The 18,134-nt window shown below is 70.7% G+C and carries 17 protein-coding genes; 13 read left to right on the top strand and 4 right to left on the bottom strand.

Going from position 1 to position 18,134, the window contains the following annotated elements:
• Window positions 1-189: 189 nt before the first annotated feature.
• Complete coding sequence (locus tag WMF45_RS27985) at window positions 190-1,848, bottom strand: hypothetical protein (protein WP_437707611.1); 1,659 nt, start codon at window positions 1,846-1,848, stop codon at window positions 190-192.
• Between the two features lie 374 nt (window positions 1,849-2,222).
• Between WMF45_RS27985 and WMF45_RS27980 the strand changes: the two genes are divergently transcribed.
• The 10 genes from WMF45_RS27980 to argC all read left to right on the top strand — a co-directional run bounded on the left by WMF45_RS27980 (window position 2,223) and on the right by argC (window position 11,122).
• Complete coding sequence (locus WMF45_RS27980) at window positions 2,223-2,870, top strand: TetR/AcrR family transcriptional regulator (RefSeq protein WP_437707609.1); 648 nt, start codon at window positions 2,223-2,225, stop codon at window positions 2,868-2,870.
• A gap of 86 nt (window positions 2,871-2,956) precedes the next feature.
• Window positions 2,957-4,495 (top strand): FAD-dependent monooxygenase, encoded by a 1,539-nt coding sequence (locus tag WMF45_RS27975; protein WP_437707607.1) that lies wholly within the window; start codon window positions 2,957-2,959, stop codon window positions 4,493-4,495.
• A gap of 47 nt (window positions 4,496-4,542) precedes the next feature.
• A complete protein-coding gene (locus WMF45_RS27970; protein WP_012237604.1) occupies window positions 4,543-4,944 on the top strand; it encodes a group II truncated hemoglobin in 402 nt (133 codons plus the stop codon).
• 181 nt (window positions 4,945-5,125) lie between these two features.
• Window positions 5,126-8,182: a hypothetical protein gene (locus WMF45_RS27965; RefSeq protein ID WP_437707605.1), complete on the top strand. Its 3,057-nt coding sequence runs from the start codon at window positions 5,126-5,128 to the stop codon at window positions 8,180-8,182.
• 201 nt (window positions 8,183-8,383) lie between these two features.
• On the top strand, window positions 8,384-8,596 hold the full coding sequence (locus WMF45_RS27960; protein WP_437707603.1) for a YgaP-like transmembrane domain: 213 nt from the start codon (window positions 8,384-8,386) through the stop codon (window positions 8,594-8,596).
• Window positions 8,597-8,604: 8 nt separating this feature from the next.
• Window positions 8,605-9,192: an RNA polymerase sigma factor gene (locus tag WMF45_RS27955; RefSeq protein ID WP_437707601.1), complete on the top strand. Its 588-nt coding sequence runs from the start codon at window positions 8,605-8,607 to the stop codon at window positions 9,190-9,192.
• Window positions 9,193-9,215: 23 nt separating this feature from the next.
• Window positions 9,216-9,473 (top strand): hypothetical protein, encoded by a 258-nt coding sequence (locus WMF45_RS27950; protein ID WP_437707599.1) that lies wholly within the window; start codon window positions 9,216-9,218, stop codon window positions 9,471-9,473.
• A 298-nt stretch (window positions 9,474-9,771) separates the two neighbouring features.
• Window positions 9,772-9,849 carry a hypothetical protein gene (locus WMF45_RS27945; protein ID WP_437719590.1) on the top strand — a complete coding sequence of 26 codons (78 nt, stop codon included), beginning with the start codon at window positions 9,772-9,774 and terminating at the stop codon, window positions 9,847-9,849.
• A 10-nt stretch (window positions 9,850-9,859) separates the two neighbouring features.
• Window positions 9,860-10,117: a hypothetical protein gene (locus WMF45_RS27940; RefSeq protein WP_437707597.1), complete on the top strand. Its 258-nt coding sequence runs from the start codon at window positions 9,860-9,862 to the stop codon at window positions 10,115-10,117.
• A 54-nt stretch (window positions 10,118-10,171) separates the two neighbouring features.
• Window positions 10,172-11,122, top strand: a complete 951-nt coding sequence (gene argC, locus WMF45_RS27935; protein WP_437707595.1) for an N-acetyl-gamma-glutamyl-phosphate reductase — start codon at window positions 10,172-10,174, stop codon at window positions 11,120-11,122.
• Window positions 11,123-11,143: 21 nt separating this feature from the next.
• Here the strand turns inward: argC and WMF45_RS27930 are convergent, their stop codons facing one another.
• Window positions 11,144-12,112: a LysR family transcriptional regulator gene (locus tag WMF45_RS27930; RefSeq protein WP_437707594.1), complete on the bottom strand. Its 969-nt coding sequence runs from the start codon at window positions 12,110-12,112 to the stop codon at window positions 11,144-11,146.
• Between the two features lie 76 nt (window positions 12,113-12,188).
• Between WMF45_RS27930 and WMF45_RS27925 the strand changes: the two genes are divergently transcribed.
• The gene (locus tag WMF45_RS27925; protein WP_437707592.1) at window positions 12,189-12,857 is read left to right on the top strand and encodes a glutathione binding-like protein; all 669 of its coding nucleotides are present in this window, start codon (window positions 12,189-12,191) and stop codon (window positions 12,855-12,857) included.
• Between the two features lie 400 nt (window positions 12,858-13,257).
• A complete protein-coding gene (locus WMF45_RS27920) occupies window positions 13,258-14,820 on the top strand; it encodes a hypothetical protein (RefSeq protein ID WP_437707590.1) in 1,563 nt (520 codons plus the stop codon).
• Window positions 14,821-14,888: 68 nt separating this feature from the next.
• Here the strand turns inward: WMF45_RS27920 and WMF45_RS27915 are convergent, their stop codons facing one another.
• Both WMF45_RS27915 and WMF45_RS27910 read right to left on the bottom strand, forming a co-directional pair.
• On the bottom strand, window positions 14,889-16,052 hold the full coding sequence (locus WMF45_RS27915) for a PAS domain-containing protein (protein ID WP_437707588.1): 1,164 nt from the start codon (window positions 16,050-16,052) through the stop codon (window positions 14,889-14,891).
• Between the two features lie 216 nt (window positions 16,053-16,268).
• On the bottom strand, window positions 16,269-17,084 hold the full coding sequence (locus WMF45_RS27910) for a hypothetical protein (RefSeq protein WP_437707586.1): 816 nt from the start codon (window positions 17,082-17,084) through the stop codon (window positions 16,269-16,271).
• 147 nt (window positions 17,085-17,231) lie between these two features.
• Here WMF45_RS27910 and WMF45_RS27905 point away from each other — a divergent pair, with 147 nt between their 5' ends.
• On the top strand, window positions 17,232-18,134 hold the full coding sequence (locus tag WMF45_RS27905) for a nucleoside hydrolase (protein WP_437707584.1): 903 nt from the start codon (window positions 17,232-17,234) through the stop codon (window positions 18,132-18,134).

The following is an 18,134-nucleotide window of genomic DNA, read 5'->3' as shown; positions in this document are numbered from 1 at the left end:
CGGTGGCGCGTCGGACCCGGGCGCGGCGCTCCTCGGGGTCGAGGGGCAGGCGGTCGAGCAGAGAGCCCGCATCGCGCTCGTCGGGCTTCTTTGGGGTCGTCCTCGCCTCGAGGTCTGCTGAACCCCGAGCAGGCCGACAAAACGAAGAAGGCGCCCAGGTCGCCCCGGGCGCCCTCCACGCTGTCGCGATCACTCGCAGGCGTTCGTCGTCGTGTTGCACGTGGCCGGCGAGGTGCAGCTCGAGTCGTCGTTGCACTCGACGCACGTGCCAGCCGCGAGCCCGCTGCCGCACACCGTCTTGCCAGGCTGGCCGTCGGCGGTGCAGTCGGTGCCCGCCGGCGCTGTCGTGAAGCTCGGCATGGCCGGCGTGCCCGTGCACGTGGGGTCCATCGAGCAGACGGTCGCTGAGACCGGGAGATCGGTGACGTCTTCGTCCGTCGTGGTGCCGCCGGCGCCGTTGCACACGCGCTGCTGGCAATCGCCCGGTGTCTGCCCGGCGGGCACCTCCGTGCCCGCTGCGTAGCGCTGGCAGGCGCCCGCACCGTCGCAGAACCCGTTGGTCCCGCACGACGCCGCGCCGGTGTCCGGGCACTCGTCGTCCGGATCACCTCCGGCCGCGATGGTGCCGCAGACGCCGTCGGAGCCGCCGAGCTTCTTGGCCGCGGAGCACGCCTGGCAGGCGCCGGTGCACGCCGTGTCGCAACAGACCCCGTCAACGCAGCGCGCGCTGGCGCACTCGGCGTTGGTCACGCAGGACGCGCCGTCCGGCTTGGCCGCGCAGGTGCCGCCGCTGCAGAAGCCCGTTGTGCAGTCGTCCGCGACGCCGCACGTCTGCCCGACACCGCACTTGTCGCAGGCCGGAGCGCCCTGGAAGGACGCGCCGCCGCAGTCGACGTCGGTCTCGTCGCCGTTCTTGTCGGTGTCCATGCAGCTGGGCGTCGCACACTTGCCGGCCGTGTTGCAGTAGCCGCTCGCGCAGTCCGAACCGAGCGCGCACTCCAGGTCGTCGGCGCAGGGCGCGCAGCCGGAGCCGTCGTCGCCGCCGCCGCAGTCGACGTCGGTCTCGCCGCCGTTCAGCAGGCCGTCGGTGCACGACACGTTGACGCACGTGTGCGTGCCCCCCGGATCGCAGATCTGGGGCGCGGTGCAGTGGGTGGCTGCGAGGCAGCCGACGCAGGCGCCGCTACCGTCGCAGACCTTGCCGCCGGTAGTACAGCTCGTGCCAGCGTTCTTCGGTGAGCTGCCCGGAGAGCCGCCCGCGCACGTGCCGACGTTGCATTCGTCGTCGGCCGGCTTGTCGGTGTCGTCGCGGATCGACGTCGTGCCGCCGTCGCCGTCGCAGACCTGCTGCTTGCAGTCACCCGCCGTCTGGCCCGCCATCGTGACGGTGCCGTCGGGCACGTTGGTCGTGCCGCAGCACCGCGCTTCGCACGTGGTCTTCACGCACTCCGTGGCCGGGGCCGGGCAATCGCCGATCGTGTCGCACGGTGTCGCGCCGCCGGGGCATGCCATTGCGCCGCCGGTGCCGTCCGAGCCGCCGGTGCCGCCCGAACCGCCGGTGCCGCCCGAGCCGCCGGTGCCATCCGAGCCGCCGGTGCCGCCCGAACCGCCGGTGCCGCCCGAGCCGCCGGTGCCATCCGAGCCGCCGGTGCCTGACGACGAGCTAGCGCTGCTGCTCGTCGTCGTGCCGCCTCCGGAGCCACCGGTCCCGCCGGCGCCGTCAGCGCCGCCCGTGTCGGAGATCCGGCTGCGATCGACGGCGACGATGAGCTCGCAGCCGGTCAGGTTCACCGTGAGCGCGCCCGCCGCGAGCACCAACGCAGGGAGGAATGTCGTTTTCTGGTTCATGCTAATAAGCACATTGGCCAGGGGCCAGACCTGACCTGGGGCCGAGCCTACAGCAAGATGCCCCGGGAACCGCCGGTTTTCTCTGACGAGTCGAATCGGTGAGGTCTGGCGCCGCTCGCCGCTCGATCGCGCGTTGTCCGCGGCGCCGAGCTCCGCGTCCGGTGCGCCGCGCTGGAGGCGGCCGGTTGAGCCCACATCGAGCCACAGCGGAAGAGGACCCAGCCGCCCGCGAGGCATGGATCCAACGCGGGCCCGATCGCCGATGCTCGAGATGGGAGAGCTCGCGCCCGGCGCCTGTTCCACCGCGCGAGGGGAACACGGCCGGGTCGCGCCCTTGACCGCCGCCCGTTCATGAGTAAATAAACATTTACCTGATGCCGGGAGCCGAGAAAAAGGAGACGCGGCGGGCGCTCCTCGACGCCGCCGCCGAGGAGTTCGCGCGGCATGGGCCTGACGGGGCCCGCGTGCACGCCATCGTGGGGCGCGCCGGGGTCAACGAGCGCATGATTTACCATCACTTCGGGAGCAAGGAGGGCCTCTACCGCGCGGTCCTAGAGGACCAGTGGTCCGGCCTCATGGAGGGGTGGCGGCCGGCGCTCGAGGCGTCGGCGGCGCTCGAGCCGCGCGAGGGGCTCTGGCGCGCGTTCTCGATGTTCTTCCGGCTGCTCCTCTCGCGCCCGCTGTGCATGCCGCTCGCGATGCACGAGGCGATGAGCGGCTGGCAAGCCGCGCCGCCCGCGACGCTCGCGATGCTGCCGTCGCAGCTGCGCGATCTCTACGAGCGAGGTCAAGCTGGCGGGGTGTTCCGGCGCGACTGCGAGTTCGAGCTCCTGTATTGCACCGTCATGGGCGCGCTGGCCGGGATCGGCATCTTCGGGCCGCGCTTCTCGGACCTCCGGGCGCGACTCTCGTGCGATCTCGAGCTCGCCGCGCGCCTCGGCGAGCAGACCGTGAGCCTCGTGCTGGACGGCGTGACCACGCCTGGATGGGGCGGCCGCGCGGGCACCGGAGAGGCCACGTGACGTGAGCCTCGTTCGTCCGTCGCCGCCCGCAGGTCGTCGCTGATCAATCGTTGTCAATCGATCGTTGTTCGACAAGGAGAACGCGTATGAACGTCGATGTCGTCATCGTGGGCGGCGGTCCGACCGGGTTGATGCTGGCCTGCGAGCTGCGGCTGGCCGGCGTCCGCCCCGTCGTGCTGGAGCGGTTGCCCGAGCCCACGGGGCTCTCCAAGGCGCTCGGCCTCGGCGGGCGCGCCGTGGAGATCCTCGACCACAGGGGCCTCCTCGATCGCTTCCGCGGGGAGCAGAGCGCCGCAGAGATGACGCGCTTCGCGCACTTCGGCGGGATACCGCTGGCCCTCGGCGGCGACCTCTCGCGCGTCTCCAGGCGCTTCCTGAGCATCCATCAGGCGCGCATAGAGGCGCTGCTGGAAGAGCGCGCGCGCGAGCTGACGACGGAGATCCGTCGAGGTCACGAGCTCATCGGGCTGGATCAGGACGGGGAGGGCGCGACGGTCACCGTCCGAGGCCCGGACGGCGACTACCCGCTTCGGGCGCGCTTCGTCGTGGGGTGTGACGGCGGCCGCAGCGCCGTGCGCAAGCTGGCCGGGATCGGCTTTCCTGGACTCCCGCCCTCCCGGCTCCTGCGCCTCGCCGACGTCACGCTGGCCGAGGGCGCGACGGAGGACGGGCACCTCGTCCTCTCCGGGGGCCGCCGGGTTCGGTTCGGGCTCGGCGGGATCGCCGTCGTTCCACTGGGAGCGGGCGTGTTTCGCGTGGTCACGTCGGAGCCGTATCCGCCGGACTTCGACCGCGACGCGCCGATGACGCTCGACGAGCTGCAGGCCAGCGTTCGCGCGGCGCTCGGCGAGGATCTGCCCGTCCGCGAGGCGCGGTGGTTGTCTCGGTTCACCGACGCGAGCCGCCAGGCGGATACGTACCGCGCGGGCCGCGTGCTGCTCGTGGGCGACGCGGCGCACATCCATCTCCCCGCCGGCGGGCCAGGCCTCACCACCGGATTGCAGGACGCGGTCAACCTCGGCTGGAAGCTGGCCGCGGAGGTCCACGGCTGGGCGCCGCCGGGGCTTCTCGACACCTACCACGCGGAGCGGTACCCCGAGGGCAAGCGCGTGATCATGCACACGCGGGCGCAGGGCGCGCTGATGATGCGGGACGAGCGCGTCGCCGCGCTGCGCGAGCTGGTCGGCGAGCTGCTCAAGCACGAGCAGAGCCTGCGGTATGTCGTCGAGATGCTGGACGCGGCCGACGTCCGTTACGAGATGCCGACCGAGCCCGGCGAGCAGCACCCGCTGCTCGGGCGCTGGGCGCCGGACGTCGCGCTGACCACGCAGAAGGGGGAGACGCGGGTCGCGCAGCTCATGCACGGGGCCAGGGGCCTGCTGCTCGACCTGACCGGCGGCGCCGCGCTCGGCGGCGTGGCCGCGCCCTGGGGCGATCGCGTGGACGTCGTGAGCGCGCGCTGCGCCGCGCTGCCGCGCCCCGCGGAGGCGCTGCTGATTCGCCCCGACGGCTACGTGGCCTGGGCGGCCGACGCAGGCGAGCCCGAGGCCTCCGCCCACCGGCGGCTGCGCCGCGCGCTCGCCGCGTGGTTCGGCGCGGCCTGCGGCAGCTCCGCGGCGGCTTGAGCCGGCGGCGTGCAGCGCCGGCGCAGATCCGGTAGAGGGCATCGCCCATGGCCGAGCCGTCCGAGACCCCTTTCGATCTGCTGGGCGGCGAGCCGGCGGTGCGCCGGCTCGTCGAGCGCTTCTACGATCTCATGGGCCGCGACGAGCCGGCGCTCGCGCGCCTCCACGTCTGCGACGAGGGCGGCCAGGTCGCCCGTGAGAGCCGCGACCGATTCGCGCTCTTCCTGATCGGCTGGCTTGGCGGGCCGCAGGACTACATCGCGGCGCACGGCCACCCGCGGTTGCGGATGCGCCACGCGCGCGTCCCTGTCGATGTGGCGATGCGCGACGCCTGGATGCGCTGCATGCGGGCGGCGATGGCCGAGCTCGACGTGCCCGCGCCGCTCCGCGCCTTCCTCGACCAGCGCTTCGCCGAGGTGGCGGACTTCATGCGAAACCGTCCGGGCTGACAGGAACAGCCGGCGCGGCGCGGCGCGCGAGGCGCGCGCGTCGGGACGCCCCCATCGCTCACCGATTTCCGTACGATACGTCGTCCGCTCTCGTGAGGTCGCGCGAGACGCCTGCCGCCAGCGCCGCGGAATCCGCGGCGTCACGGCAGGCGTGCGGCGCCTGGAACCCGTGCGGGGAACGATGTCCCAACCGAACGAGCACCCGATGACCAAGCCCACGCCGCCGGACGAAGGTCGCGCGCTGCAGCAAGGGAGCACCCGCGTCGATGACGCGCCGGATCGGCAGGGGCCGCGCACCGGGGGGCGCAGCCCGTGGCCATGGGTAAGGCGCCTCCTTGGCGAGCTGCATCCGCGCGTTCGGCGGCTCCTGGTGCCCTACTGCGTGATCGTCGCGGCGGTGCTGTTCAGGGTGCCGCCGAAGCTCGTCACTCCGGTCATCGAGCAGCGCGGCGCGCTCGCCAGCGCGGCGGCGCACGCGGTCCCGATCAGCTTGGTCTTCTTGCTGTCCATGGCACCTCAGGCGTTTGTCCTGTGGGGCTTCTTCCGGCGCCCGCCGCAGGATCCACCCCCGGCGGCGGGCTCGATCCGGCTCAAGCACATGAGCCGCGGCGGGCTCTTGATCGCCGTCGGTCTGATGGTGAGCACGTTTCTCACCGTATGGGGGGTGGCGCTGTGGTACGCGGTCCACGGGAACGAGCACACCGACCCGCTGTTCAAGGCGGGTTGCTCGTTCATCGTCTTCCTGATGCTGATCCTCGGCACGCTGCTGACGATCCTGCAGTCGTGGGAGTCCGCCGAGAGGCCTTCGAGGGACGAAGCCGTGTACCCCGACATCGGTCGGCTTCGCGCGCTCGAGGCCGAGTGGATCCAGGCGCGGCGCCGCGCGGCGAACCTGAAGCACGAGGCCGCGGGCGACGGCGATCCGCGCGGCGCGCACCTCGTCGGGCTATCGCTCTCCGGCGGAGGCATCCGCTCGGCGACCATCTGCCTCGGCTTCCTGAAGGGGCTCGCCACGGTCCCGACGAAGAGCGGTGAGGTGATCCTCAGGTATGTCGATTACATGAGCTCCGTGTCCGGCGGCGGCTGGGCGGGGGGCGCGCTCACGGCTCGGACGTCCGGCCCTCGGCCGGAGGGGGACGCGGAGCGTGAGCGCCGCTTCGACCCGCTGGAAGCCGCGTCATGGAACCGCCTCCTCGACAGGATCCGCCTGCGAGGCGACTACCTCATTCCAGGCGGAATCGGCCTCACCGCGAACACGCTCCAGCCCCTCCTCATGATCTTCGTCGGCGCGATCGCCAACGCGCTGTCGCTCCTCACCGCCGGGTTCGCGGCGATCGTGTTCCTCCACCACTCGAGCGCGAGATCGCCGAAGGCGTTCCTCGCGCGCGTGGTCGAGCACAGCGTGACCGCGATGGTCTGCCACGTCGACGGAGCGCGATCTCTCTTCTTTACCACGGCCTCTGCGGCGCCAGGCAGTTTGCCTGACGCGATCGCAAGACACCTCCCCGTGCTCGACCTCCTCGTGTTCGCCCTGGCGTTGATAGGGGGTGTCCTTCTCGCCGCCCTGCTCGTCATGTACCTCGGGATCCTCTTCTCGTGGCCGTCCGTCCACGAGGCGGGGACCTGGCTCGCCGCTCGCGCGGCGCTGCTCGTGGTGCTCACGTGGGGCTCCCTGCTGGCGCTGCGGGCCGATCCGCTGCTCACCCTCTTCGTGCTGTGCGCTGCCCTGGCCGTCGCGCTCGCTGTCCTGCTGAGTCGCCTGAAGCGCGAGCAGCTCCTCGCGGTCATCGGGGTCGCCATCAGCGGACAGGTGTTCGCGCTCAGGTTCACGGATCTCTACGATGTCGTGAAGGGCGTGACGTCGACATGGGCGAGCATGCTTCACCAGCTGCTCTTGGCGCCGATCAAGCTCGCTCGGTCGATCGACGGGCTCGTCCACGTGCCTGTCCAGCAGGACCCGATGAAGGTCGTCGAGCTGACGTTCGGGGCGACGCTGTGCCTTGTGTTCATCGGGCTCAGCTTCCTGACGTCGAGGAACTACGCGGGGATCAACAGGTTCTGGGCCAACCAGATCCGCCGCGCCTACCTGTCGCTGCCGGGCGACTCCGGTCGGGCAGCCAGCGATTCGCCCTCCGCCTGGCCGCTCGCGGCGCTGAGGCCATCGAACGGGTCGCGCGTCGAGAGGACGCACGCGGCGGACCCGGCGCCCTGGAACCTGGGCGGGCCGCGCCGCGGCGCGCCGCTCCACGTCGTGACCGCCACGGTCAACACCCCGGGGTCGGACGACCCCGTCCTCTACAAACGGGGCACCGCGCGGTTCGAGTTCAGCCCCTATGCCGTCGGCGGGCCCGCGACCGGGTGGGGGCCCGCCGAGGCCTATGGCGACGCGCTCACCCTGGCGCATTCGATCGCCATCAGCGCCGCAGCCGTGAACAGCCAGGGCGGCACGTTGATCCCGCGGTGGGCGCGCGTCGTCCTCACCCTGCTCAACTGCGGTCTCGGGGTCTGGGTCCGGAACCCGCGCTTCGCGAGGCGCGCCGGCAAGCAGCTCGTGCTCTTCCGGAGGTGGGCGCACTTCTGGAGCGCCTATCATGTCAAAGAGATCTTCGCGCGGAACAAGGAGAGCGACACGCTGGTCTTCGTCTCCGATGGCGGTCACCACGACAACCTGGGGCTGACCACGCTCGTCGAGCGAGAGTGTGAGCTCATCCTGTGCATCGACGCGGGCGCCGATCCCGAGTGGACGTGCGACGAGCTCGCGAAGGCGGCGCGCATCCTGCGCGTGGACCGTGGGCTGAACTTCGAGCTGAAGCGCGAGGATCTCGAGCGCGTTCGCCCGAAGGATCCGCGAGGTAGCTGGGAGCAACGCACCCCGAGCACGCCGATCCTGGTGGGGAAGTTCAAGCCGGATCCGGGCGAGAAGACCGAGGCGACCAAGGAGGTCACGGTGGTCTACGTCAAGGCCGGCCTCTTGCCCGGACTGCCGCTCGACGTCCAGCGTTATGCGGAGTCTCACCCCGAGTTTCCGCACCAGACGACCGCGGATCAGTTCTTCGACGAAGCCCAGTTCGAGGCGTACCGGCTGCTCGGTGAGGCGCTCGCTCACGAGGTGGTGCGCACGCTGGACGACGCGACGGGGAGCGCGGGCAAGAGCTGGGCGAGCACCGTGGAGGACCTTCGCCCCGAGCCCCGCGCCGTAGGACCAGGCGACGTCGCCAGCCGCGTCGCGCCGGCCTGAGTGCGGCGAGCGTTGCGATGCATCGCGTAGGCGTGAATGCGTCGCGCAGGCGTGGATGCATCGCGTAGGCGTGGATGCGTCGCGCAGGCGTGGATGCATCGCGTAGGCGTCGCTCGGTCGCTTTTTGCGCCATTGGCGCAACGATTTCGTGAATCCTCCACCCCGCGCCAGGGCTTCTCCGGACGAAAGACGGAGGAGCTCATGAAACGCAATGTGGGGAACATGGATCGGGTGCTGCGTGGTCTGGGTGCGCTTGCGCTGCTGGCGTGCGCCTGGGCGGCGCCGCTGACGCTCGTGACGCGCCTCACCGTGTTCGGTCTGTCGGGCGTTTACATGCTGTTTACGACGCTCTCGGGCACGTGCTTCGGGTACGCTCTGATGGGCAGAGCCACATGCCCCCTCCAGCGGAGCTGAGGCGCTGAATGGAAGCATCGAGAGCCCACGATCCGGTCTTCACGGCGGCGGCGCGCGGCGATGACGGCGCGCTGGAGCTGCTCGTCCGCGCCTACCACGACCGGGTGTACCGCTTCGGGCTGCGCGCGTGCCGCGACGCCTTCGACGCCGACGATGCGGTCCAGGAGGCCTTCACGAAGCTCGCTCGCCGCCCCGAGGTGGCGCGCGATCCGGGCGCCCTCTCCTGGCTGATGACGGTGGTCCGGAACGCGTGCCTGCGCATGCTTCGCCCCTTCGCGCGGGAGCGCTCGCGGCTGGGGGAGCGGGTGGACGACATCGATGCGGTGCCATCGGGCGATCTCGATCCTCAGGCAGCCTTCGAGCGCTGGCGGCTGGTCCGCGCCGTGCATGAGGCGATCGCCATGCTGGAGCGGCCCTATCGGGAGGTGCTCGTGCTGCGCGACGTCGAGGGGCTGACGGGCGAGGAGGTGTGCCAGATGCTCGGGCTCGGCGAGGCGGCCATGAAGAGCCGTCTGCACCGGGCGCGGCAACTGGTGCGGCGGGAGGTCCTCCGGCAGGAGGGCGCGCCTTCCGCCTCGGGGGTGCGGGGAGGGTAGGAGAGGAGAAACAAGCCATGTTCATGAGCAGGAGCCTTGTGGAGCACTTCGCGCGCGGGGCGATCTTCCTCGCGGCCCTCGTGGCCTCGGTGCTCGTCGCGCGCGCTTCCCTCTGGCTGGCGATGGCGCTGTTGCCGGTCGCGCTGGTGGCGGTGGGCGGATGCCCGATGTGCTGGACGCTGGGGTTGATCCAGATGGTCAAGGCCAGGGCGCGAGGGGAGCACCTCGAAGAGCCGTGCGACGACGGCGGATGCGCCTGGGCGCCGCAGAGCCGCCGGTGAGCTAGCGCGACAAACGGGTTGAAGCCGCACGCAAACAGCGAGAAGTTGAGACGCCAGAAGACGCCAGAAGACGCCTGGCCTTCGTCCTGGATCAGCTCGCGCGTCGGTGACGATTTCCTGAATCCTCCGCCCCGCGACGGGGCTTCTCCGGGTGAAGGACGGAGGAGCTCATGAAACGGAATGTGGGTACGCAGGATCGGCTGTTCCGTGGTCTCGGTGCGCTCGCCCTGATGGCGTGCGCCTGGGCGGCGCCGCTGCCGCGCGCCTCGCGGCGTTCGGTCTGGCGGGCGTGTACGTGATGTTCACGGCGCTCTCGGGCACATGCCTCGGGTACGCTCTGCTCGGCAGGTCCACCTGCCCGCGCCCGCGGGGCTGAGGCGGTGTTCGTGAGCAAGAGCCTCGCGGCGCACCTCGCGCGCGGGGCGATCGGCCTCGGGGCCCTCGCGGCCGCGGCGTTCCTCGCGCGGGCGTCCCTCTGGGCGCCGGTCGCGCTGCTGCCGGTCGCGCTCGTGGCGCTGCGCGGGTGCCCGATGTGCTGGACGGTGGGCCTGATCCAGATGATCGCCGCCCGGGCGCGGGGGGAGCGCCCTCGCGGGCTATGCGACGACGGCGGGTGTGCGACGGCGTCGAGGAGGCGTCGGTGAGCTCGCGCGAAGCGCTGGTCCCTGGGGCGCGCTCGGCGTATGAACACGGCCACCATGCATCGGGTGTTCATCGACGGACAGGAAGGTACGACGGGGCTCCAGATCCGCGAGCGGCTGCAGGGCCGCCGCGACCTCCAGCTGCTCGAGATCGACCCCGAGCGCCGCAAGGACCCGGCGGCGCGCCGCGCGCTGATCAACGAGGCGGATGTGCTCATCACGTGCCTGCCCGACGACGCCGCCCGCGAATCCATCGGATGGATCGAGAACCCGAGGACGCGCGTCATCGATCCGAGCACCGCGCACCGCACGGCCGACGGGTGGGTATACGGCTTCCCGGAGCTCCGCCCCGGCCAGCGCGAGGCCGTCCGCGGCGCGGGGCGCGTCGCCGTCCCGGGGTGTCATGCGACCGGGTTCCTCGCGCTCGTGGTGCCGCTCGTCGACCAGGGGCTCCTGCCCAGGGACGCCCGCGTGATCGCGCACTCGCTCACCGGCTACAGCGGCGGCGGGCGCAAGATGATCCAGGCCTACGAGCAGGCCGAAGGGGCGCGCCGCGAGCAGCTCCGCGGCCCGCGCCCGTACGGGCTCACGCTGCAGCACAAGCACCTGCCGGAGATGCGCGCCATCGCGGGCCTCGACAGGGCGCCCCTGTTCCAGCCGGTCGTGGGGGACTTCTACAAGGGCATGCTCGTCTCGGTGCCCCTGTTCGCGGACGCCCTCGCCCGGGCGGCGACGCCCGCCGCGGTCCACGAGCTCTACACATCCTATTACGCCGGCGAGCCGTTCATCCGGGTGATGCCGCTCGGCGGCCAGGGCGCGCTGGACGACGGCTACCTCGGCGCGGTGGAGTGCAACGACACGAACCGACTCGACGTGTTCGTGTTCGGCAAGCCGGACCAGATCCTGGTGATGGCGCGCCTCGACAACCTCGGCAAAGGCGCCTCGGGCGCGGCGGTGCAGAACCTGAACCTGATGCTGGGCGCGCCGGAGGCCACCGGCCTCGACTGAGCGTCACCCGGGTCACCCGGGTCACCCGGCGCGCGTGTAGAGCCGCGGCGCCGAGCTCTCGAGGGCGCCGATCAGGCGCTCCGCGGCGTCGGCCGACGCGCGCCGGAACGCGATCCGCCAGGGCCGGCGGAGCGGGCCGGACGAGAGCCGCTTGACCAGAAGGTCGCCGCCGCCGAGGTAGGTTTCCGCCACCCATTCGGAGAGGATCGCGATCCCCATCCCGGCGCGCGCCGCGTCGACAACGGCCTCCGTGAGCGGGAAGCGCAGGAGCTCGATCTTGGGCCGCTGCCGCCCGAAGACGGCGCCCGTGAACCAGCGCGCCTCGGCCGGCGTCGCGTTCGGCGTGATCAGCGGGCCCTCGCGGAGGTGATCCCGCGTGAGCGAGGCCCGCCCGGCGAGCGGGTGCGAGCTCGAGATCACGAAGACGACCTCGTCCGAGAAGAGCGGCCGCTCGACGAGCGCGCAGCCCGCCTCGCGGTCGCTCGGCAGGGACGACGTGGTGAGCAGCGCGACGTCGATGTCCCCCCGGACGAGCGCGGCGACCGGATCGTGGGTGTGCTCGACGGCGAGCACGATCTCGAGGCGGGGCAGCCTGCGCCGGAGGGTCGTCATCGCGGAGGGGAGCCAGCGGTACGCCGTGTAGCACTCGCACACGAGGCGGACGCGCGTCGTCGCGGCGACCGGCGCCGCGACCTCTCGCTCGAGCTCCCGGAGCTGCGCGAGGACGAGCCCGGCGCCCGCGATGAGCCGCTCTCCCGCGGCGGTCGGCATGACCCCGCGCGCGGTGCGCTCGAAGAGGCGCGCGCCGACGCGGTCCTCCGCCTGGGCGAGCGCCCGGCTCACGGCGGACTGCGTGATGTGCATCGCCGAGGCGGCGCCGGCCGTGCTCCCGGCGGCCGCCAGGGAGAGGACGAGCTCCAGATCGCGGATCTCGAGCTGAGGCCGCGGTCCGATCGCGGGAGGCGCAGGGGGAGACGCTATGCGTGGCACGCATAGACCCTATCACGACGATGCGTTGGACGCACAGCCTTGCAAGGCGCACCTTGGGCGCCGTCAGGAGGTTTTCATGAAGCTCTATTTCGCTCCGCTCGCATGTTCTCTCGCCACGCGCATCGCCCTCTACGAGGCCGGCGCGGAGGCCTCGTATGTGGAGGTCGACCTGAAGACGAAGCGGACCGAGGGGGGCGCCGACTACCGTGCGATCCACCCGCTCGGGTTCGTCCCCGCGCTCGAGATCGAAGGAGGCGAGATCCTCGCCGAGAACGCGGCGATCCTTCAGCTCGTGGCGGATCGGTTCCCGGAGGCGGAGCTCGCGCCGCGGGATCCGCTCGGCCGGGCGCGCCTCCAGCAGTGGCTCGGCTTCATCGGGAGCGAGCTCCACAAGGCGGTCTACATGCCGCTCCTGGACAAGACGGCCTCGGCCGAGGTCAAGGCCCATGCGCTGGCCGGGGCGCCGCGCCGCCTCGGCTGGGCGGCCGATCGGCTCGAAGGGCGGGAGTTCCTTCTCGACCGTTTCTCGGTCGCCGACGCGTACCTCTTCGCGGTGCTCAACTGGTCCGTTGTCACGCCGATCGACCTGAAGTCCTGGCCGGCGCTCGCCGCGTACCACGCGCGCCTCCATGGACGTCCGAGCGTCGCGCGCGCCTTCGCCGAGGAGCGTGAGGGCTACTTCCGGGAGCAAGCGCGGCACGCGAAGGCCGCCGAGGCCGTCGACGCGCCGGCGCCGAACGGTTGACCCGAGCGGAGCGCGCCCGGCGCGCCCGGCGGCGGGCGCGCTGGGTCCGCTGCGATCGCGGACCGGGACCGGGGCGACGATGCGTGCGACGCGAGCCGACAAAGTGGACGGAATGCGAGAGGAGGCGATAGCCGGCGACGGGCGATGAGGCGATGAGAAGCGGCGATGGGAGGACCGAAAGATTCGATGAATGATGGGAGGGGGCGGCGCAACCAAGGCATAGGCGCATAGGCGCATGGGCGTATGGCCGGCCAATGGCCGGCCAATGGCCGCCGGCCAGCCGATGACCAACGGTCAATGACCGTCGGTCAATGACCGCATGACCGACGGTCGCGCGACGTCATGGCGCCCCCACGGTTCCAGCTTTTCACGCGCGACCGGCTCTGATACGAGAGTCATTATGAGACACTTGCGACAACTCTTCGTATGTTCGGTCCTGGCCATTGCTGCGATCCCGGTCGGCTGCACGGCGGACGCGCCGGAGGACGCCGAGCAGGAGTCCGAGGTCGGCTCGCTCAGCCTGGCCCTCGTCGGGAACAGCTCCTCGGGCGCGACGTACCGCCTGTCCCAAGCGTGGTTCGATATCTACGGCCCGACGGCGCGGACCATCTACGGAGGGGTCGACACGCCGGTGCTCGCGGAGGTGCTGCCGGTCGGCGGTTATAACGTGGCGCTCCAGCCGGGCTGGGTCCTCGAGCGGTGGACCGGCGGCGGCTACCAGCCCGTCTCGGCGTCCCTCACGTCCGCGAACCCGACGTGGGTCTACATCGGCGAAGGTACGACGTCGACCGTGGCGTTCCAGTTCCGGGCCGATGGCGACGTCATTTCGGTCGGGCAGGGGAGGCTCGACATCGTCATCGGGGTCGACGACACGACGCCGCCGCGCGAGGACAACGAGTGGGCGTGCAGCAATGGCTACGACGACGATGGCGACGGCCGCCCGGATTGCTCCGATCCGGACTGCCAATCGCAGCCGTTCTGCGCGCCGCCGCGCGAGGACAACGAGTGGGCGTGCAGCAACGGCTACGACGACGACATGGACGGCCTCCCGGATTGCGCCGATCCGGAATGCCAGCCGTATCCGTTCTGCTCGCCGTGGCGCGAGGACACCGATTGGGCGTGCAGCAACGGCTCCGATGACGACGGGGACGGCCTCGCGGATTGCGCCGATCCGGAATGCCAGTGGATGCCGTACTGCATGCCGGTGCGCGAGGACACCGACTGGACGTGCAGCAACGGCGCCGACGACGACGGGGACGGTCTCACGGATTGCGCCGATCTGGACTGCCAGTCGCAGCCGTACTGCATGTCGTGGCGCGAGGACACCGATTGGGCCTGCAGCAACGGCTCCGATGACGATGCGGACGGTCTCACGGATTGCGCCGATCCGGACTGCGTGTGGTTGCCCGTCTGCGCGATGCCGGGCCTCGTCATCGAGGACTTCGAGGACGGCGATTTCCTCTTCTCCGCGCCGTACGCGGGCAGCGCCCCGCCGTTCACGGGGCCGTGGGTGACGTACGACGACGGGACCGTCCCGCCGGTCAACCTGTTGCCCGGTGCGGGGCCTTTGAGCTCGACGGCGCTCGCGGCGTACTCCTCGGGGGTGCCGTCCGCGTCGGGCGCCGGCGTGGCGCTGTCCTTCGAGATGTGGCCCGTCGATGTGTCGCCGTTCCAGGGCATCCGCTTCCACATCCGTGGCCAGGGCACGCAGGTTCGCTTCGACGTCGGCACGCTCCTGACGACGCCTGAGGGCGGGCTCTGCTCGGCTTGCTACGACAGCCACGGTATCGACCTCTGGGTCGGACCGGAGTGGGTCACCGTGGAGCTGCGCTGGTGGGATCTGATGCAGCAGGGGTGGGGCACGCTCGTGCCGTTCGAGCCGTGGAACGTCATGAACCTGAACTGGCGCACGCCCGTGGGACAGCCGCTGCGCATCGAGATCGACGACGTCCAGCTGTTCTGAGCTCGGGCACCCAGGGAGCAGCGCCAGCGCTGGTGCTGCTCCCGGGGGCCTCGTCCTCCGCTGTCGTGTCAGGCGACGTTGCGGGGGGGCGGCGCCGGGCGCGCGGTCAAAAGCCGCATGCAGTGCATCAGGCCGGCCCGCAGGTTGGCCTTGGTCACGATGGCGCTGAGGTCGAGCCCCAGCGCCACCATCGTCTGCGCCACCGTCGGGCGGATGCCGCAGATGATCCCCTCGGCGCCGAGCAGCTGGATGGCCCGCACGAGCTTGATCAGGTGATCGGCGACCTTCGTGTCCACCATCTGCACGCCGGTGAGGTCAAGGACCGCGAAGCGCGCCCCGCGGCTCGAGATCGCCTCGAGCAAGCTCTCCATCGCGTCGGCCGTCCTCGCGCTGTCGACGACGCCGATCATGGGCAGCGCCAGCACGCCGTCCCATACCTCGATGATCGGCGCCGCGAGCTCCCGGATGACCCGCTGCTGCGCCTCGATCACGTCGAGCTTCGTCTGGAGGGCCTGCTGCGCGCGCTGCCCCTCCGTCACGTCGAGCGAGAACCCGACGACGGTGCTGACGTGCCCCTCTTCCTCCGCGAGGGGGACCATCCAGCTCTCCCATACACAGCCGTGCACCTCGGCCAGCCCGTGCACCGGGTCACCGGCGAGCGCGCGCCTGACGGCGCCCCTGGCCTCGCCGTAGAGGTCAAAGATGTTCGCGCCGACGAGCTGTCCAGGTTGATGGCCGACGGCCTCCAGCCCCTTGCCTTCATGGTAGAGATACGTTCCGTCGGTATCGACGGCCCACATCGCTATAGGAAGAGCGTTGATCAAGGCGCGGAGCATCCTGTCCCGCGCCCTCAGCTCGGTCAGCTCGTCGAGCGCGCCGTCGCCGGCCGGCGCGTCACGGAACGAGCCGTAGACGAGCCCCTCCGAGCGCGCGCCGCGCACGACGCACGCGAGCGGTTTGTAGCTGCGCTCCGCGCTCATGACGCGGCCGTGGACGTGAATGGGGGCCGTGCTCTCACGCACTTGCTCCCACCTTGTGGTGAGCGCGCCGCGGTCCTCCGGGTGGAAGAGCTCGGTCAACGGGGTTCCTTGCGCGAGCGCGGGCCCGATCGTCCGGCCCAGCGCGTCGCTCCATCGCAGCAGCGCGCCGTCGCCTCCGGCGACGAACAGCATCTCCGTGGAGTGAGCGATAAAGTCATCCAGCGAGCTCAGTGCTCCGTTTGCGTCAGCCATCGTATTCCCCTCCGCAACCGGACAGGCATACCGGGATTGCGCGTAACAAGGTAGATCGATGACCGCAAGCGAATAGTAGGGTGCAATCCGCGACGCGCACGAAGGCATGGCCTTACTCCAATCATCGGAGCGCACGAGGGGGACATACGGCCTCGGGCCACGATCTCCGGCGATCTGTACGACCGGTACGTACCGGTTCGTCCGCGTCGGAGCGGCTCAGCCGCCGGCGCTGGCGTCGCGGGTAGGAATGCCGAGCAGATAGAGCTTCTTCGCTCTCCCGCCGATCACGCCCTTCTCCCATCTGTAATCTTCGTTCTGGAGCCCGCTCAACAGCTCATCGAGGTCAGCGAGCGTGTAGGTCCTCGCGTTCGAGACCGCCCCGTCCCACGCGAAGCACAGCGGGATGATCGGAACGATATAGGTGAAGACGAGCTGCCGAAGGGTCATGGGCCTCGCCAGGGGCGTGATGAAGAGGCACATCACGAAGTTGATCGGGAGGGCGAGCCACCCGAGGAACAGCGGATGACTGTTGTCGCTGATCTCGAAGATACAGATGGGCTGCCTGCTCCTCTGGGCCGACTCCAGTATCTTCCTCGCGTTGTCCGGCCTCATGTGATGAAAGCTGCTGACCATGGTTCTGAGGCCATGGTTGAACCCAGCGATGTCGCCGCCGATCTTCGTGGCGTCCACCGGGGTTGTCTGGTAGGATACGTGACTCCCTTCCTGGTCGTTGATGCGCTCCGCCGCCTCTTTGTTAGGGTACAGGTCCGTGAGCGTCAGCTGGATGCCCTCGAACCCGGGCTTCTCGCGCAGGGTCCGTACGACGTCGATCATCGGCCCGCCGCTCCCGGAGCAGAGGTCGACGATGTTCGATGTGTTCGACTCCTTCAAGGCTCTGGCGACCAGCTCGACCAGCGCCTCGCGCGTGCCCAGCGCCCTGTGCATGATCACGAGCAGGCGTGTCATGCAGGCCCGTAGCCACCCGGGGAACCAGCTGAAATCCTCTATCTCGAACAGGTGTATGCGCTTCATTCGCTCCTCGGGGTCGTGCGGCCTGACCGCGCGCGGCAGCGCGGGTCGAGCGCTGGCGCCGTCGGGCGGCCGGTCGTCTCTCCGGCTGCCCGGTTGGATCGAGTCTATTCAATTTTGCTCTGCGGCGCGATGGCATGGAGGTGCGGCGTGAGGCGCATGATCTTCGAGATGGAGACCGCGGACCCGGATGATTTCATGACGCTGCTCTGGCTCGCCGATCACCCCGACGTCGAGCTGCTCGGCGTGCTCGTCACGCCCGGCTCCGAGGATCAGTGCCGGCTGGTCCGCTGGGGGCTGGATGGCTGCGGGCGGGCGGAGGTCCCGATCGGCGCGCTGCACGGGCCCGCGTGGTGGGCGACGAGCGAGGGCAAGAAGGCGCGGGTCTCCGGCTTCCACCAGGCGTGCTACGGCCCCGGCATCCTGGAGCACCCGGCCGGCGAGGTCGCGGGCGGCCCCGCGCTGCTCGCCGAGCTGCTCCGCGAGCCCGACGCCACGGTGCTCGTCGGGGCCGCGCCCAAGAACATCGGCAAGGCGTTCACGGACGTCCCGGGGCTCCGGCTCGCTCGCTGGGTCCAGCAAGGCGGCTTCGCGGGCGACAACCTGGTCGCCGAGCCGCTCGAGAAGTTCCGCGGGCGCCTCACCTGCCCGAGCTATAACCCCGGCGGCGCGCCCCGGGAGACGCTCGCGCTGCTCGCCTCACCGCAGATCGGAGAGCGGAGGTTCGTCTCGAAGAACGTATGTCACGGGGTCGTTTATACCGAGGCCATGCGCGACGCGCTGGACCGCCGGGTCTCCGGGCGATCGCCGCGGAGCGGCCTGACGAGGATGATCGACGCGCTCGATCGGTACCTGGCAGGCAAGGGCGTGGGCAAGGCGATGCACGATCTCGTGGCGGCCGCCTGCGCGCTCGACGATCGCGTCTGCGACTTCGTCGAGGTCGAGATCTACCGCGAGAAGGGCGAATGGGGGGCGCGCGTTATGGAGGGTACGAACACGTGGATCTCGGTCGGGTTCCACGAGGAGCGCTTCCTCGACGTGCTCGCGCGCTGA

The sequence above is a fragment of the Sorangium sp. So ce448 genome, from assembly GCF_051520915.1.
Lineage (GTDB): Bacteria > Myxococcota_A > Polyangia > Polyangiales > Polyangiaceae > Sorangium > Sorangium cellulosum_B.
This window is presented reverse-complemented; position numbering and strand designations above follow the sequence as displayed.